Genomic DNA, 15,086 nt, shown 5'->3' with positions numbered 1-15,086 from the left:
TGCCGACCCTTTGCTTTTCTTACCGCCTGAAACGTCAGGCGATCCCGACCGGGAACGCCAACACATCGCTCAGGCTCTCGGCGCCCAGCGCCAGCATCACCAGGCGATCCACGCCCAGCGCCACGCCGGAACATTCCGGCATGCCGTGCTGCAACGCCGCCAACAGGTTGTAGTCGATCGGCTGCTGCGGCAGGCCGCGCTCCGCGCGTTTGCGGTTGTCCTGCTCGAAGCGCTGCTGCTGTTCACGGCCGTCGGTCAGCTCGCGGAAACCGTTCGCCAGCTCGATACCCTTGAAGTACACCTCGAAACGCTCCGCCACGCGGTGGTCTTCGGTGCTGATCTCCGCCAACGCCGCCTGGCTGGCCGGGAAGTGGTAAACGAACGCCGGTTTTTCACGGCCGATATGCGGTTCCACGCCCACGGTGAACAGCAGCTGCAGCAGCGTATCGCGATCTTCTTCGGTATCGGCGATGTTGCTCAGATCGAGTTTGGCCGCCGCTTCGCGCAGTTGCGCCTTCTCCGCCGACAGCGGATCGATGTCCAGATGGCGCAGGAACGCCTGTTGATAGGACAGGGTCTCCGCGCTCTCGCAGTCCAGCACCTGTTGCAGCAGATCGTCCACTTCATTCATCAGGCGGTACATGTCGTAGTGCGGACGGTACCACTCCAGCATGGTGAATTCCGGGTTGTGATGCCGCCCGGCTTCTTCATTGCGGAAGCTGCGCCCCATTTGGTAGATCGGGCCGCTGCCCGCCGCCAACAGGCGCTTCATGTGATATTCCGGGCTGGTCATCATGTATAGCGTCAGGCCCTCTGCCGCTCCCGGCCCGACGAAACGCGTCTCGAACGGGAACAGGTGAACGTCGGTGACCGTCGCCTGGCTCATGGTGGGCGTCTCAACTTCCAGCACGCCACGATCGGCGAAGAAACGCCGGATCTCAGCCAGAATCGCTGCGCGTTTCAACAAATTGGCGATGGGTGCACTAGGCTGCCAGCTTGCCGTTTCGCTCATGGTAATTAACTCCGAAATCAAACAGGGGATGCAGTCTACTCGCATCCTTGCAGCCAAACAAATTCTTCACGATGCGCAACCGGCGATAACGCCAATTTCCGATAAAAGGGCGGCAAAAGCGCGTTAAAAAGGGTAAAGCCGGCCGAACGCGCAAAAAAACAGACAAGCCTGCCGGGCAAGCGTTAATCGACAAAACAATCGATCACATCAAATTTCGACTACTTAACTTTAGGTATAGTTAATTCCCCATTATTGGTGGGAGATATCTATCCTTAACCTTTAAGCAACATTAATCGGTTCAATTAGTTAGCACCCGAAGAGTTCGCTAAATTTTAAGCATAGATATTTAACTTGCCGTTCTTAACAAGAACATTGGAGGAATGCAGTGCAAACCTTTAACGCCGATCTTGCCATTATTGGGGCCGGGGGCGCTGGTTTACGTGCAGCAATAGCCGCAGCGGAAGCCAATCCCCAACTGAAAATCGCGCTGATCTCTAAGGTCTACCCGATGCGCAGCCACACGGTCGCCGCCGAGGGGGGCTCCGCCGCCGTCACCCAGGATCACGATACCTTCGACTATCACTTCCACGACACCGTCGCCGGCGGCGACTGGCTGTGCGAGCAGGACGTGGTCGATCACTTCGTGCATCAGTGCCCGCGCGAGATGACCCAGCTTGAGCAGTGGGGCTGCCCATGGAGCCGCAAACCGGACGGTTCGGTCAACGTGCGGCGCTTCGGCGGCATGAAGATCGAACGCACCTGGTTCGCCGCCGACAAGACCGGCTTCCACATGCTGCACACCCTGTTCCAGACCTCGCTGAAATACCCGCAAATCCAACGCTTCGACGAGCACTTCGTGCTGGATATCCTGGTGGATGACGGCCAGGCGCGCGGCCTGGTGGCGCTCAACATGATGGAAGGCACCCGCGTGCAGATCCGCGCCAACGCAGTGGTGATGGCCACCGGCGGCGCCGGACGCGTTTATCGCTACAACACCAACGGCGGCATCGTTACCGGCGACGGCATGGGCATGGCGTTCCACCACGGCGTACCGCTGCGCGACATGGAGTTCGTGCAATATCACCCGACCGGCCTGCCCGGTTCCGGCATCCTGATGACCGAGGGCTGCCGCGGCGAAGGCGGCATTCTGGTGAACAAAGACGGCTACCGTTACCTGCAAGACTACGGCATGGGCCCGGAAACCCCGCTGGGCGAGCCGAAGAACAAATACATGGAGCTGGGCCCGCGCGATAAAGTGTCCCAGGCCTTCTGGCACGAATGGCGTGCCGGCCGCACCATCGCCACCCCGCGCGGCGACGTGGTCTACCTCGATCTGCGCCACCTGGGCGAGAAAAAGCTGCTGGAGCGGCTGCCGTTCATCTGTGAACTGGCCAAGGCCTACGTCGGCGTCGATCCGGTGAAAGATCCGATCCCGGTGCGCCCTACCGCGCACTACACCATGGGCGGCATTGAAACCGACCAGAACTGCGAAACCCGCATCAAGGGGCTGTTTGCGGTCGGCGAATGTTCCTCCGTCGGCCTGCACGGCGCCAACCGTCTCGGCTCCAACTCGCTGGCGGAACTGGTGGTATTCGGCCGCGTCGCCGGTGAACACGCCGCGCGCCGCGCGCTGGAAACCGCGCCGGCCAACGGCAGCGCGCTGGATGCGCAAACCCGCGACGTCGAAACCCGCCTAAGCAACCTGATGAAGCAGGAAGGCAACGAAAACTGGGCGAAGATCCGCGACGAAATGGGGCTGTCGATGGAAGAAGGCTGCGGCATCTACCGCACGCCGGAGCTGATGCAAAAAACCATCGATAAGCTGGCCGAGCTGAAAGAACGTTTCAAGCGCGTCAAAATCACCGACAACACCAGCGTGTTCAATACCGATCTGCTGTACACCATCGAGCTGGGTTATGGTCTGGACGTCGCTGAATGCATGGCGCACTCCGCATTTAACCGCAAAGAGTCGCGCGGCGCCCACCAGCGCCTGGACGAAAGCTGCACCGAGCGTGACGACGTCAACTTCCTCAAGCATACGCTGGCGTTCCACAATCCGCAGGGCGCGCCGCGTCTCGAATACAGCGACGTGAAAATCACCACGCTGCCGCCGGCCAAACGCGTCTACGGCGCAGAAGCCGAAGCGCAGGAGAAAAAGAATAAGGAGCAGGCAAATGGCTGAGATGCAAACCCTGAAGATCGAAGTCATGCGCTATAACCCGGAAAGCGACGCCGAGCCGCATTTCGTCACTTATGCCGTGCCTTACGACGAACAGACCTCGCTGCTCGACGCGCTGGGCTATATCAAGGATAACCTGGCGCCGGACCTCTCCTACCGCTGGTCTTGCCGCATGGCGATCTGCGGCTCCTGCGGCATGATGGTCAACCGCGTGCCGAAGCTGGCGTGCAAAACCTTCCTGCGCGATTACGTCGGCGGCATGAAGGTCGAAGCGCTGGGCAACTTCCCGATCGAGCGCGATCTGGTGGTCGACATGACCCACTTCATCGAAAGCCTGGAGGCGATCAAGCCGTACATCATCGGCAACGATCGCAAACCGGAGGATGGCCCGAACGTGCAGACTCCGGCGCAGATGGCCAAATACCACCAGTTCTCCGGCTGCATCAACTGCGGCCTGTGCTATGCGGCGTGCCCGCAGTTCGGCCTCAACCCCGAGTTTATCGGCCCGGCGGCGATCACGCTGGCGCACCGCTATAACCTGGACAACCGCGACCACGGCAAGAAACAGCGCATGCCGCAGCTCAACGGCCAAAACGGCGTCTGGAGCTGCACCTTCGTCGGCTATTGCTCCGAAGTCTGTCCGAAGCACGTCGATCCCGCCGCCGCTATCCAGCAAGGCAAGGTGGAGAGCGCCAAAGACTTCATGATCGCCATGTTGAAGCCGCAATAAGGGAGAAAATTGCCATGACAACTCAACGTAAGCCCTATGTGCGCACCATGACGCCCACCTGGTGGCAAAAGCTCGGCTTCTACCGTTTCTACATGCTGCGCGAAGGCACCTCGGTGCTGGCGGTCTGGTTCAGCATCGTGCTGCTCTACGGCGTGTTCGCGCTGAAGGGCGGCGCCGAGAGCTGGGCCGGCTTCGTCGGTTTCTTGCAGAATCCGCTGGTGCTGTTAATCAACGTCGTCGCATTGCTGGCGGCGGCGCTGCACACCAAAACCTGGTTCGATCTGGCGCCGAAGGCCGCCAATATCGTGGTCAACAGCGAGAAAATGGGACCGGGCCCCATCGTGAAAGGGCTGTGGGCCGTCACGATCGTCGTCAGCGTGGTCATCCTGGCCGTGGCCCTGTTCTAATCCGGAGGAAACATGATAAATCAAGCACCTAAACGCTCCGATGAGCCGGTTTTCTGGGGATTGTTCGGCGCCGGCGGCATGTGGGGCGCGATCGTCGCGCCGGCTATCGTGCTGCTGGTCGGCATTCTGCTGCCGCTGGGGCTGTTCCCCGGTGAAGCGCTGGGTTACGAGCGCGTGCTGGCGTTCTGCCAGAGCCTGATCGGCCGCCTGTTCCTGCTGCTGATGATCATTCTGCCGCTGTGGTGCGGCCTGCACCGCATCCACCATGCGATGCACGATCTGAAGATCCACGTGCCGGCCGGCAAGTGGGTGTTCTACGGTCTGGCGGCAATCCTCAGCGTCGTCACCGTCATCGGCGTCGTCACTCTGTAAACCGCTCGGGTGGCCAACGCCCGTTGGCCGCCCTTTTCTCATCGGCTACACTGTCTACTCGCCCCCGGTAAACAGGAGTCACCGATGCGTTTATGGTCAAAGCTTTGCGTCATGCTTTCCGCCCTGCTCTCCGTCGCCTGCAGCGTCTCCCCGCCTAAAGACATCAAGGTCGTGAACAATTTCGACAGCCAGCGCTATCTCGGCACCTGGTATGAGATCGCACGTCTGGATCATCGTTTTGAACGCGGTTTGCAGCAGGTGACCGCCCATTACAGCCCGCGCGCCGACGGCGGACTGAACGTCATCAATCGCGGCTTCAATCCGCAAAAACAGCAATGGCAAGAAAGCGAAGGCAAAGCCTACTTTATCGGTTCACCGCAGATCGCGGCGCTGAAAGTGTCGTTCTTCGGCCCTTTCTATGGCGGCTACAACGTGATTGCCCTGGATCCGGCGTATGGCTACGCGCTGGTTTGCGGCCCGAACCGCGACTATCTGTGGATCCTGTCGCGCACGCCGACGCTTGACGCCAGCGTACGCGCCAGCTTATTGCAGACGGCCAAAGGCTACGGTTTCGCCACCGACCAGCTGATCTGGGTGCAACAGTCCGCCGATCAGTGACTGCTGAACTTCAGCCCGAGTATGCCGACCACGATCAGGCACAGGCTGATGATGCGCGCGATATTGGTCGATTCGCCCAACAGCACCATGCCCATGATGGCCGCGCCCACCGCGCCGATGCCGGTCCACACCGCGTAGGCGGTGCCGGCGGGCAGCGTTTTCATGGCGTTGGCCAACAGCAACATGCTGACCACCATCGCGGCGATGGTGATGATGCTCGGCGTCAGCCGGGTAAAACCGTGGGTGTATTTCAGACCGATAGCCCAAACCACTTCGAGCAAACCGGCGATAAGCAGAATAATCCAGGCCATGAGACGGCCTCCCTACCACTGGGGTCGTCCCCGATAAAATGACGCGTAAACGGGTCGTCCCGTTTAGCGAGGTGATGCATGACGGGTAACCTCACCCGCACTGCGGCAGGATAGCAGCAGCGTTAACGCTCAGGCAAGGGATAGAAATGTGGCGGCTCTCCGCAGCCGGAACGCCGCCGGGTGGAATGCGGATTATTCCGCGCTGCGCTGAATAGCCTTGCCGCCGGCCTGAATGTCTTCACCCACACCGCGGGTGGTATTGCAGGCGGTCAGCGAGCTCAAAATCATCAAAGAGAAGATCGCGATAATACTTTTCTTCAGCATAAGAAAGTCCTTATTTGTCGTTGATGAAAAAGTACGGCTTTCTAAGCGTAGTCAAAATTGACGGAGGGTGTGGGATCGTGACCGGCTTTGTGGCGCAAATACATCGGGTTAAAGGCGGGATCAGCTGGCCGTGCGGGAGATGGCGCCGCCGAGATGCTGAACGTCTTCGCCGAAACCGCGAAACGTATTGCAACTGCTGAGGGAGAAAAGGAACAACAGGGAGAGCACGGCCAACAGCGTTTTCTTGAACATGCGGATTTTCTGCCAACGAACGGGGATGGGATAAAACAGAGGAACCGCGGGGGTTCCTCTGTTTTGAAACTTACTTGACGCGAGAGACGTATTCGCCAGAGCGAGTGTCAACCTTGATCACTTCGCCGATCTGGACGAACAACGGCACTTTTACCACGGCGCCGGTGCTCAGGGTAGCCGGCTTGCCGCCAGTCCCTGCGGTATCGCCTTTCAGGCCAGGATCGGTATCGGTGATTTCCGCTTCGATGAAGTTCGGCGGCTGAACGGCGATTGGACGGCCATCCCACAGGGTGATGATGCACTCTGCGTTATCCTGCAGCCATTTGGCCGCGTCGCCGACGGTTTTGCCGTCAACCTGATGCTGTTCGAAAGACTCAGGGTGCATGAAGTGGTAGAACTCACCGTCGCTGTACAGGTAGTTCATGTTGGTGTCCATCACGTCTGCGCCTTCGCAAGAATCGGTAGACTTGAAGGTTTTTTCCACGCGGGTGCCGGTCAGCAGACGGCGCATTTTCACGCGCGCGAACGCCTGGCCTTTGCCCGGCTTAACGAACTCACTGGCTTCTACGGCGTAAGGTTCGCCCTCGAACATGATTTTAAGACCCGGACGGAAATCGTTGCTAGAATAAGTCGCCATGATGGCCCTCTGAATATTTGAACTGGTAGCTTAGCCAAAAAAATGGCACACATTATAACCCAAAGTACGGCACATAGAGAAGATTGGTTGCATCAACTCGCCGATGTTATTACCGATCCCGATGAATTACTGCAGCTTTTGTCACTGAATACGCACCCGGAACTGCCGCAGGGGCGCGATGCCCGTCGGCTGTTTGCCCTGCGCGTGCCGCGCGCCTTCGCTGCGCGCATGCGCCCCGGCGATGCCAACGACCCGCTGCTGCGCCAGGTGCTGACCGCCAGAGAGGAGTTCATCAACGCCCCAGGGTTCACCACCGATCCGCTGGATGAACAGCGCAGCGTGGTGCCGGGCCTGCTGCACAAATACCGCAATCGCGCGCTGCTGCTGGTCAAAGGCGGCTGTGCGGTCAACTGCCGTTACTGTTTCCGCCGTCACTTCCCCTATCAGGATAATCAGGGCAACAAGAACAACTGGCGGCAGGCGCTGGATTATATCCGCCAACACCCGGAACTGGACGAGATCATTTTTTCCGGCGGCGATCCGCTGATGGCCAAAGACAGCGAGCTGGAGTGGCTGGTCGGCGAGCTGGAGGCCATTCCGCACCTGAAACGCCTGCGCATTCACACCCGTCTGCCGGTGGTGATCCCGGCGCGCATTACGCCAGCGCTGTGCCGCCTGCTGTCGGCCTCGCGCCTGCAGGTGCTGATGGTCACGCACATCAACCACGCCAACGAAATCGACCGCGAGCTGCAGAGCGCCATGGCCCAGCTGCGCCTCGCCGGCGTCACGCTGCTCAACCAGAGCGTGCTGCTGCGCGACGTCAACGACAATGCCGATACGCTGGCGGCACTCAGCAACGCGCTGTTCGACGCCGGCATCCTGCCCTATTACATCCACGTGCTGGACAAGGTGCAGGGCGCGGCGCATTTCATGGTCAGCGACGATGAAGCGCGCGTCATCATGCAGGCGCTGCTGAGCAAGGTGTCCGGTTATCTGGTGCCGCGCCTGACGCGTGAAGTGGGCGGCGAACCGAGCAAAACGCCGATCGACCTGCGCCTGATGCAGGAGTGACACGCGCCACAGGGCTCGACGAAACGAAAAGAGGAATGCCGTGGCATTCCTCTTTTTTATCTCTTCGCGGCGTTAGGCCTCAGCGCCTTACGGGCACTTGTAAACCTGGCCGACCATTTTGCTGTCCAGCGGCGCGAAGCTGGAGAGCAGGTTCTGGCTTGGGCTGTTGGCGCCGTAAATGACGTTGCCGCCCATCGCCGCTGCCTTGTTGCGCAGATCGTTGGCCGCACCGCGCATGGAGCTGCCTTCACCGCCGTTGCCGGACAGCCAGTTGCTCTGGGTGCCGGTCACTTCCCCCAGCAGCTGGCATTCCGCCGCCGGCTTGCTGTCGGTGAACTTGATCTGCTGACCCGCAGCGGTCAGTTCATGAGTGGTGCTGCAACCCGCCAGCAGCATCGCTGCCGAAAGACCCAGTAAGGCTTTAATCCGCATCTTGTTCCCCATTCGATGTTGAGAATTACGCAAAATCTTCTACCCGTCGCCTTTCAAGCTGTAGCGTTGTTGACTGCACTCGCTCACCCCAGTTACTTACTCAAGTAAGCGCCTGGGGACTCACGAGCTGGCCGCCTAGCTACAACTTGAAATTCATAGGGTATATCAGAAAGCGATGCCATCTCTTAAGCATCCGTTGCCACGCGAGCGGGCCAACGTCTTGAGCGACAGCTGATGACTTACCAGTTTACCAGCTAAATCGCCCCGGGCGGCAAAAATATCATCAAATACAGTGCGGCGGCGTTATACCCAACCGGCAACGGCCGCCGATGGCTGCGCCTGCTCTTCGTCCTGGCGCGGTTCCCCCTCCGCCAGTTTGAATACCGCCACCGCCTGCGCCAGCAGGGCCGCCTGTTCCTCCACGCCGACGGCGGTGGTCGCCACCTCCTCCACCAGCGCGGCGTTCTGCTGGGTCACCTGATCCATCTGGGTCACCGCCACCCCGACCTGCTCGACGCCTTTGCTTTGCTCTTCCGACGCATAGGAGATGTTATCCATCAGCGACGTCACCTGGTTCACCGAGCCGACGATGGCATTCATCGTCTCGCCCGCCTGTTCCACCAGCCGCACGCCGGCGGCGATATCGCCGGTTACGCCGTCGACCAGACCGCTGATCTCCTTGGCCGAAGTCGCGCAGCGCTGCGCCAGATTGCGCACTTCGCCGGCTACCACCGCAAAACCCCGCCCCTGCTCCCCGGCACGCGCGGCCTCGACGGCGGCGTTCAGCGCCAGAATGTTGGTCTGGAAGGCGATGCCGTCGATCACGCTGGTGATATCCCCCACCTGACGCGCGCTGTCGTTGATCGCCCGCATCTTGTCGACCGCGCTGGCCATCAGCGTTTCGCCGTTGCGGGCAATGGCGGCGGTCTGATTGACCATGCCGGCGGCCTGAGTGGCGTTATCGGCGTTTTGCCGCACCGTGGCGGTGATCTGCTCCATGCTGGCGACGGTTTCCGTCAGCGCGCTGGCTTGTTCTTCGGTGCGGCTGGAGAGATCGGCGTTGCCGACGGCGATCTCGTGCGTACCGTGGTTGATCGACTCCACACCGTCACGCACCTGCTGCACGGTGGCACTCAGCTCCTGCTGCATCGTCCGTAGGCTGGCGAACAGCATGCCGATCTCATTGTTGTTGCGTACCGCGATCTCGCTACGTAGATCGCCGCGCCCAACCTTTTGCAAGTGTTCGGCGATCTGGCGCAGCGGCAGAATCAAGCGCCGGCGGAAATCACGCTGCACGGCGACCAGCAGCAGCAGGATCGCCGCCAGGGTGCCGCTCAGCAGACGGGCGAAGACTTTTTGGGTCTGCTCCGCCTCTTCCACTGCCAGACGGTGGGCGGCCACCGTGGCCCGCATGTAGTCGGCAAACTGGTTATCCAGCCGCTGGCGCACCTGGCGCTTCTCTGCCGCCATGGCGTGCAGCCGCTCAATCAGCGCCGCCTGCGGCGTGTCGGCCAACAGCGTCAGTTCTTGCTTCAGCACCGCCTGCTGCGCCAGGTAGACCTTTTTCATCGCCTCGCCCAGATCCGGGCGCGATACCGTCAGGCCCGGCGTCTCCCAAAACAGATTGAAAGCGACGTCGGCGCTGCGCAGCTCACCGCGCGCCTCATCGATACCCTGTTGAATATCGGCTCTGCTGGTCTGCGCCCAGCGCTCGAACGCCATGTTGTCGATCAGCGTCTGCGTTTGCAGCAAAGCACGCCAACTGCGGTTCAGCGCCGCTTCCTCGTCGGAGAAGGTGCTCATCCTGTCGATGCTGTGGCCGTTTTGCTGCATGAAATAGAAGGCAATGGCGCCGGTTCCCATGGGCATCAAGCCCAGCAGCAACAGCATCAACATCAGCCAGGTGGCTATTTTCATATTTTTCAGCATAAGTCGTCTCCGTTGACAGTCACACCGGCGAGGGGAAATTCCCCGCTCGGTAAGGGCTATATCGGTACGAAACGACAACGGTTTGGGGCAAAAGCAAAATAATGCAATAATTCATTCAGTGAACTAATGACAAGCTAAATAAACATTCTTTTTATTGATTTTTAAGCTAAAAAAAACCCCGGCCATTTGACCGGGGTTTTCAGCACACAAGCGTGTGGGGGATGATTACATCATGCCGCCCATGCCGCCCATGCCACCCATGCCGCCTGCTGCGCCCAGATCCGGTGCGTCAGCCTTCGGCAGGTCGGTGACCATGCATTCGGTGGTGATCATCAGGCCAGCCACGGAAGCCGCGTACTGCAGAGCAGAACGGGTCACTTTGGTTGGATCCAGGATACCCATCGCGATCATGTCGCCGTATTCTTCAGAGTAAGCGTTGTAGCCGTAGCTGCCTTCACCCGCTTTCACCTGGTTGGCGATAACGGAAGCTTCTTCACCGGCGTTGACCACGATCTGACGCAGAGGGGCTTCCATTGCGCGCAGCGCAACTTTGATACCCACATTCTGGTCTTCGTTGTCGCCTTTCAGCGCGGCGATTTTGCCTGCAACGCGGATCAGCGCTACGCCGCCGCCGGCAACCACGCCTTCTTCCACTGCGGCGCGGGTCGCGTGCAGGGCGTCTTCAACGCGGGCTTTCTTCTCTTTCATTTCAACTTCAGTGGCTGCGCCAACCTTGATAACGGCAACGCCGCCGGCCAGTTTCGCTACGCGCTCCTGCAGTTTTTCACGATCGTAGTCAGAAGTCGCTTCTTCGATCTGCTGACGAATTTGAGCAACGCGGCCCTGGATGGTCGCTTCGTCGCCCACGCCATCGATGATGATGGTGGTGTCTTTGTTGATGACAACGCGTTTCGCCTGACCCAGGTCTTCCAGGGTGGCTTTTTCCAGCTCCAGACCGATCTCTTCAGAGATAACGGTACCGGCAGTCAGGGTCGCGATGTCCTGCAGCATGGCTTTACGACGGTCGCCGAAGCCAGGCGCCTTAACGGCAGCCACTTTCACGATGCCGCGCATGGTGTTGACCACCAGGGTCGCCAGCGCTTCACCTTCAACGTCTTCAGCGATGATCAGCAGCGGTTTGCCTGCTTTGGCAACGGCTTCCAGCACCGGCAGCATTTCGCGGATGTTGGAGATCTTCTTGTCAGCCAGCAGGATGAACGGGCTTTCCAGCTCAACAGAACCGGTTTCCGGCTTGTTGATGAAGTATGGGGACAGGTAACCGCGGTCGAACTGCATACCTTCAACCACGTCCAGCTCGTCTTGCAGGCCGGTGCCTTCTTCAACGGTGATAACGCCTTCTTTGCCCACTTTCTCCATCGCTTCCGCGATCAGTTTACCCACGGTTTCGTCAGAGTTGGCGGAGATGGTGCCGACCTGAGCGATAGCTTTGGAATCGGAGCAAGGTACGGACAGTTTTTTCAGTTCTTCAACCGCAGCGACAACCGCTTTGTCGATGCCGCGCTTCAGATCCATCGGGTTCATGCCTGCAGCAACCGCTTTCAGGCCTTCGGTGATGATGGATTGAGCCAGTACGGTTGCAGTGGTGGTGCCGTCGCCCGCCGCGTCGTTCGCTTTGGAGGCCACTTCTTTCACCATCTGTGCGCCCATGTTCTCGAACTTGTCTTCCAGTTCGATTTCACGCGCAACGGAAACGCCGTCTTTGGTGATGGTCGGTGCGCCGAAAGATTTATCCAGCACTACGTTGCGGCCTTTCGGGCCCAGGGTCACTTTTACTGCATCAGCGAGAACATTCACGCCGCGGAGCATTTTCACGCGAGCGTCATTGCCGAATTTTACGTCTTTAGCTGCCATTGGTATTTCCCTTCAACTCGTTCAGTTCAGAAGATAAAGCGCAATTACGCTTCAACAATTGCCAGAATGTCGCTTTCGGACATGATCAACACTTCTTCATTGTCGATCTTCTCTGCTTTCACGCCGTAGCCGTCGTTGAAAATCACGATATCGCCAACTTTCACATCCAGCGGTTGGATGTTGCCGTTTTCCAGCACACGCCCTTTACCCACTGCAACCACTTCACCGCGAGTGGATTTACCCGCAGCAGAGCCAGTCAGGACGATGCCGCCAGCAGATTTTGATTCAACTTCTTTGCGCTTGACGATAACGCGGTCATGCAATGGACGAATACTCATTGAACGCTCTCCTGTAAGAAGGTCTCTATCAGATTTAGGGTTGTACACCGGATGGTTGTTATTACCGGCCTCGTGGCATTTGAGATGGGGGCGTTCCAGCCCCCTTCAAGGGGGCGAACAAAAAAAATTTCGCATTTTTGGTCCGACGAGTGCCGCAGAGATGAAAAACGCGGCCAGAGCCGCGTTTGCTTAACGATCGTGAGGTTTGCGATCCTCGTCCGGGCGGTGTTCCAGCACCGGGCGTTCATCGTCCTTGCGCTGGAATTCGCCGTCGAAGGTGTTGCCGTTGGCGGCGTCGCCGCCCGTCCAACCGCCGGGGCGATACACCGACAGGTGCGGCATCAGTTTCAGCGTCAGCGATTTTTGCACCGGCGGCAGCAGCAGCAACAGGCCGAGGAAATCGGTGAAGAAACCCGGTATCAGCAGCAGGAAGCCCGCCAGCACCAGCGAAACGCTTTTCACCATTTCCGCCGCCGGGCTTTCGCCGGCCGCCAGTTTTTGCTGCATCTGCACGAAGGTTTTCATGCCCTGATTGCGCACCAGCGAAATGCCGACGCAGGAGCTGAACACCACCAGCAGCAGGGTGACAGCCACGCCGAGCACGGCGGCGACTTTGATAAAGATGGATATTTCTATGTAAGCCAGCAGAAATATCAGCAGTAGCGGTAACCAGCGCACCTGGTTCTCCTATCGGTAGGTAAGGCACGGCCGCCACGGGGCGACGGTGCGAAAAAAGAGGCCGTAAACGGCCGACACTATTACAATGAGGGCATCCCCCCACCATTTCAACCGAGAGCCGGTTTTTATTGCTAAAGTTCACAAACGTGAAAGAAGTCACAGAACCGAAAAAGGGCATATCCTTAAACACCATAAGGTGATCTGGATTCAGTCATTTCTTACCAACCAGCATATGATCTGGGCAGCTACGGGCGATTTGGTTAATCGTTTCACGCCCCAAGCCTTCGGCAATATTAATTTAGGCTGTGCCCTTACTAGCCTTGACCTGACAAATTATTAATTCGGCAGCAACACATAGAGAAGGTTCTCATGTCAAACAACATTCGTATCGAAGAAGACCTGTTAGGAACACGTGAAGTCCCCGCAGACGCTTACTACGGAGTTCACACTCTGCGTGCGATTGAAAACTTCTACATCAGCAACAGCAAAATCAGCGATGTCCCCGAGTTCGTTCGCGGCATGGTGATGGTGAAAAAGGCCGCGGCGATGGCCAACAAAGAACTCAAAACCATCCCGCGCAAAATCGCCGACGTGATCATCCAGGCCTGCGACGAGGTGCTGGATAAAGGCAAATGCATGGATCAGTTCCCGGTGGACGTATTCCAGGGCGGCGCGGGCACCTCGCTCAACATGAACACCAACGAAGTGCTGGCGAACATCGGCCTGGAGCTGATGGGCCATCAAAAAGGCGAATACCAGTACCTGAACCCGAACGATCACCTCAATAAATGCCAGTCCACCAACGACGCCTACCCGACCGGGTTCCGCATCGCGGTGTACGCCTCCAACCAGAAACTGATCGACGCCATCAACCAGCTGCGCGAAGGCTTCGATCGCAAGGCGAAAGAGTTCGAAACCATCCTGAAAATGGGCCGCACCCAGCTGCAGGACGCGGTGCCGATGACCCTCGGCCAGGAATTCCACGCCTTCAGCGTGCTGCTGAACGAAGAGACCCGCAACCTGCACCGCACCGCGGAGCTGCTGCTGGAAGTGAACCTCGGCGCCACCGCCATCGGCACCGCGCTCAACACCCCGGAAGGCTACCAGCCGCTGGCGGTGCAAAAACTGGCGGAAGTCAGCGGCCTGCCGGTGGTGCCGGCGGAAGACCTGATCGAAGCCACCTCCGACTGCGGCGCCTACGTGATGGTGCACAGCGCGCTCAAACGCCTGGCGGTGAAACTGTCCAAAATCTGTAACGACCTGCGCCTGCTCTCCTCCGGCCCGCGCGCCGGCCTGAACGAAATCAACCTGCCGGAGCTGCAGGCGGGATCGTCCATCATGCCGGCCAAAGTGAACCCGGTGGTGCCGGAAGTGGTCAATCAGGTGTGTTTCAAGGTGATTGGCAACGACACTTGCGTTACCATGGCGGCCGAAGCGGGCCAGCTGCAGCTGAACGTGATGGAGCCGGTGATCGGCCAGGCGATGTTCGAGTCGATCCACATCCTGACCAACGCCTGCTACAACCTGCTGGAAAAATGCATTAACGGCATCACCGCGAATAAAGAAGTCTGCGAACACTACGTCTTCAACTCGATCGGTATCGTCACCTATCTGAACCCGTTCATCGGCCACCATAACGGTGACATCGTCGGGAAGATCTGCGCCGAAACCGGCAAGAGCGTGCGCGAAGTGGTGCTGGAACGCGGCCTGCTGACCGAAGCCGAGCTGGATGACATCTTCTCCGTGGAGAACCTGATGCACCCGGCCTATAAAGCCAAACGCTATACGGATGAAAATGAACAATAACAGACCTACCCGGTAGCCCTGAAAGGCACGCTAAATCCTCTGGATAGCGTGCCTTTTTACTTTTAGGCGCCCACAAAATTTTAACGTTTTATTTTCAATTTACACCCTAAATCATTGG

Annotated in this window: 17 protein-coding genes; 7 read left to right on the top strand and 10 right to left on the bottom strand. The window is 58.7% G+C overall.

Annotation, left to right across the window (positions count from 1 at the left end):
* Positions 1 to 34: 34 nt before the first annotated feature.
* Positions 35 to 1,012 carry an elongation factor P--(R)-beta-lysine ligase gene (gene epmA, locus ACJ8PE_RS17755; protein WP_004929681.1) on the bottom strand — a complete coding sequence of 326 codons (978 nt, stop codon included), beginning with the start codon at positions 1,010 to 1,012 and terminating at the stop codon, positions 35 to 37.
* Between the two features lie 385 nt (positions 1,013 to 1,397).
* Between epmA and frdA the strand changes: the two genes are divergently transcribed.
* The 5 genes from frdA to blc all read left to right on the top strand — a co-directional run bounded on the left by frdA (position 1,398) and on the right by blc (position 5,318).
* Positions 1,398 to 3,194 carry a fumarate reductase (quinol) flavoprotein subunit gene (gene frdA, locus ACJ8PE_RS17750; protein ID WP_404769132.1) on the top strand — a complete coding sequence of 599 codons (1,797 nt, stop codon included), beginning with the start codon at positions 1,398 to 1,400 and terminating at the stop codon, positions 3,192 to 3,194.
* Positions 3,187 to 3,921 (top strand): succinate dehydrogenase/fumarate reductase iron-sulfur subunit, encoded by a 735-nt coding sequence (locus tag ACJ8PE_RS17745; protein WP_033648713.1) that lies wholly within the window; start codon positions 3,187 to 3,189, stop codon positions 3,919 to 3,921. The genes frdA and ACJ8PE_RS17745 overlap by 8 nt, the downstream gene beginning before the upstream one ends.
* A 14-nt stretch (positions 3,922 to 3,935) precedes the next feature.
* The gene (gene frdC, locus ACJ8PE_RS17740) at positions 3,936 to 4,328 is read left to right on the top strand and encodes a fumarate reductase subunit FrdC (protein WP_025305010.1); all 393 of its coding nucleotides are present in this window, start codon (positions 3,936 to 3,938) and stop codon (positions 4,326 to 4,328) included.
* A 12-nt stretch (positions 4,329 to 4,340) separates the two neighbouring features.
* The gene (gene frdD / locus ACJ8PE_RS17735; RefSeq protein ID WP_004929672.1) at positions 4,341 to 4,700 is read left to right on the top strand and encodes a fumarate reductase subunit FrdD; all 360 of its coding nucleotides are present in this window, start codon (positions 4,341 to 4,343) and stop codon (positions 4,698 to 4,700) included.
* Positions 4,701 to 4,784: 84 nt separating this feature from the next.
* Positions 4,785 to 5,318, top strand: coding sequence for an outer membrane lipoprotein Blc (gene blc / locus ACJ8PE_RS17730; RefSeq protein WP_197760334.1), 534 nt, complete (start codon positions 4,785 to 4,787; stop codon positions 5,316 to 5,318).
* Here the strand turns inward: blc and sugE are convergent.
* The 4 genes from sugE to efp all read right to left on the bottom strand — a co-directional run bounded on the left by sugE (position 5,312) and on the right by efp (position 6,842).
* Entirely contained in the window at positions 5,312 to 5,629 is a 318-nt protein-coding gene (sugE, locus tag ACJ8PE_RS17725; protein ID WP_004929669.1) for a quaternary ammonium compound efflux SMR transporter SugE, read from the bottom strand. The two genes, blc and sugE, sit on opposite strands and share 7 nt — an antisense overlap.
* Before the next feature lie 192 nt (positions 5,630 to 5,821).
* On the bottom strand, positions 5,822 to 5,953 hold the full coding sequence (locus ACJ8PE_RS17720) for an entericidin A/B family lipoprotein (protein WP_004929668.1): 132 nt from the start codon (positions 5,951 to 5,953) through the stop codon (positions 5,822 to 5,824).
* 120 nt (positions 5,954 to 6,073) lie between these two features.
* The gene (locus tag ACJ8PE_RS17715; protein ID WP_004929667.1) at positions 6,074 to 6,205 is read right to left on the bottom strand and encodes an entericidin A/B family lipoprotein; all 132 of its coding nucleotides are present in this window, start codon (positions 6,203 to 6,205) and stop codon (positions 6,074 to 6,076) included.
* Between the two features lie 70 nt (positions 6,206 to 6,275).
* The gene (gene efp / locus ACJ8PE_RS17710) at positions 6,276 to 6,842 is read right to left on the bottom strand and encodes an elongation factor P (RefSeq protein ID WP_004929666.1); all 567 of its coding nucleotides are present in this window, start codon (positions 6,840 to 6,842) and stop codon (positions 6,276 to 6,278) included.
* A 42-nt stretch (positions 6,843 to 6,884) separates the two neighbouring features.
* On the opposite strand from efp, the gene epmB reads away from it, so the two are divergent.
* Positions 6,885 to 7,913, top strand: a complete 1,029-nt coding sequence (epmB, locus tag ACJ8PE_RS17705) for an EF-P beta-lysylation protein EpmB (RefSeq protein ID WP_187048543.1) — start codon at positions 6,885 to 6,887, stop codon at positions 7,911 to 7,913.
* 87 nt (positions 7,914 to 8,000) lie between these two features.
* Here the strand turns inward: epmB and ACJ8PE_RS17700 are convergent, their stop codons facing one another.
* The 5 genes from ACJ8PE_RS17700 to ACJ8PE_RS17680 all read right to left on the bottom strand — a co-directional run bounded on the left by ACJ8PE_RS17700 (position 8,001) and on the right by ACJ8PE_RS17680 (position 13,162).
* Positions 8,001 to 8,345 carry a DUF4156 domain-containing protein gene (locus ACJ8PE_RS17700; protein ID WP_025305007.1) on the bottom strand — a complete coding sequence of 115 codons (345 nt, stop codon included), beginning with the start codon at positions 8,343 to 8,345 and terminating at the stop codon, positions 8,001 to 8,003.
* 303 nt (positions 8,346 to 8,648) lie between these two features.
* Complete coding sequence (locus ACJ8PE_RS17695; protein ID WP_197793285.1) at positions 8,649 to 10,274, bottom strand: methyl-accepting chemotaxis protein; 1,626 nt, start codon at positions 10,272 to 10,274, stop codon at positions 8,649 to 8,651.
* A gap of 225 nt (positions 10,275 to 10,499) precedes the next feature.
* Positions 10,500 to 12,146, bottom strand: a complete 1,647-nt coding sequence (groL, locus tag ACJ8PE_RS17690) for a chaperonin GroEL (protein ID WP_004929662.1) — start codon at positions 12,144 to 12,146, stop codon at positions 10,500 to 10,502.
* A gap of 44 nt (positions 12,147 to 12,190) precedes the next feature.
* Positions 12,191 to 12,484 carry a co-chaperone GroES gene (locus ACJ8PE_RS17685; protein WP_004929661.1) on the bottom strand — a complete coding sequence of 98 codons (294 nt, stop codon included), beginning with the start codon at positions 12,482 to 12,484 and terminating at the stop codon, positions 12,191 to 12,193.
* A 189-nt stretch (positions 12,485 to 12,673) separates the two neighbouring features.
* Positions 12,674 to 13,162, bottom strand: a complete 489-nt coding sequence (locus ACJ8PE_RS17680) for an FxsA family protein (RefSeq protein WP_004929660.1) — start codon at positions 13,160 to 13,162, stop codon at positions 12,674 to 12,676.
* Between the two features lie 369 nt (positions 13,163 to 13,531).
* Here ACJ8PE_RS17680 and aspA point away from each other — a divergent pair, with 369 nt between their 5' ends.
* The gene (aspA, locus tag ACJ8PE_RS17675; RefSeq protein ID WP_004929659.1) at positions 13,532 to 14,968 is read left to right on the top strand and encodes an aspartate ammonia-lyase; all 1,437 of its coding nucleotides are present in this window, start codon (positions 13,532 to 13,534) and stop codon (positions 14,966 to 14,968) included.
* The last annotated feature ends 118 nt before the right edge of the window (positions 14,969 to 15,086 follow it).

This window comes from Serratia sp. CY74737 (assembly GCF_052166775.1).
In the GTDB taxonomy this organism is placed as follows: domain Bacteria; phylum Pseudomonadota; class Gammaproteobacteria; order Enterobacterales; family Enterobacteriaceae; genus Serratia; species Serratia ureilytica.
Note: the sequence above shows the minus strand (reverse complement) of the source record. Positions and strands in the feature narration are given on the sequence as shown.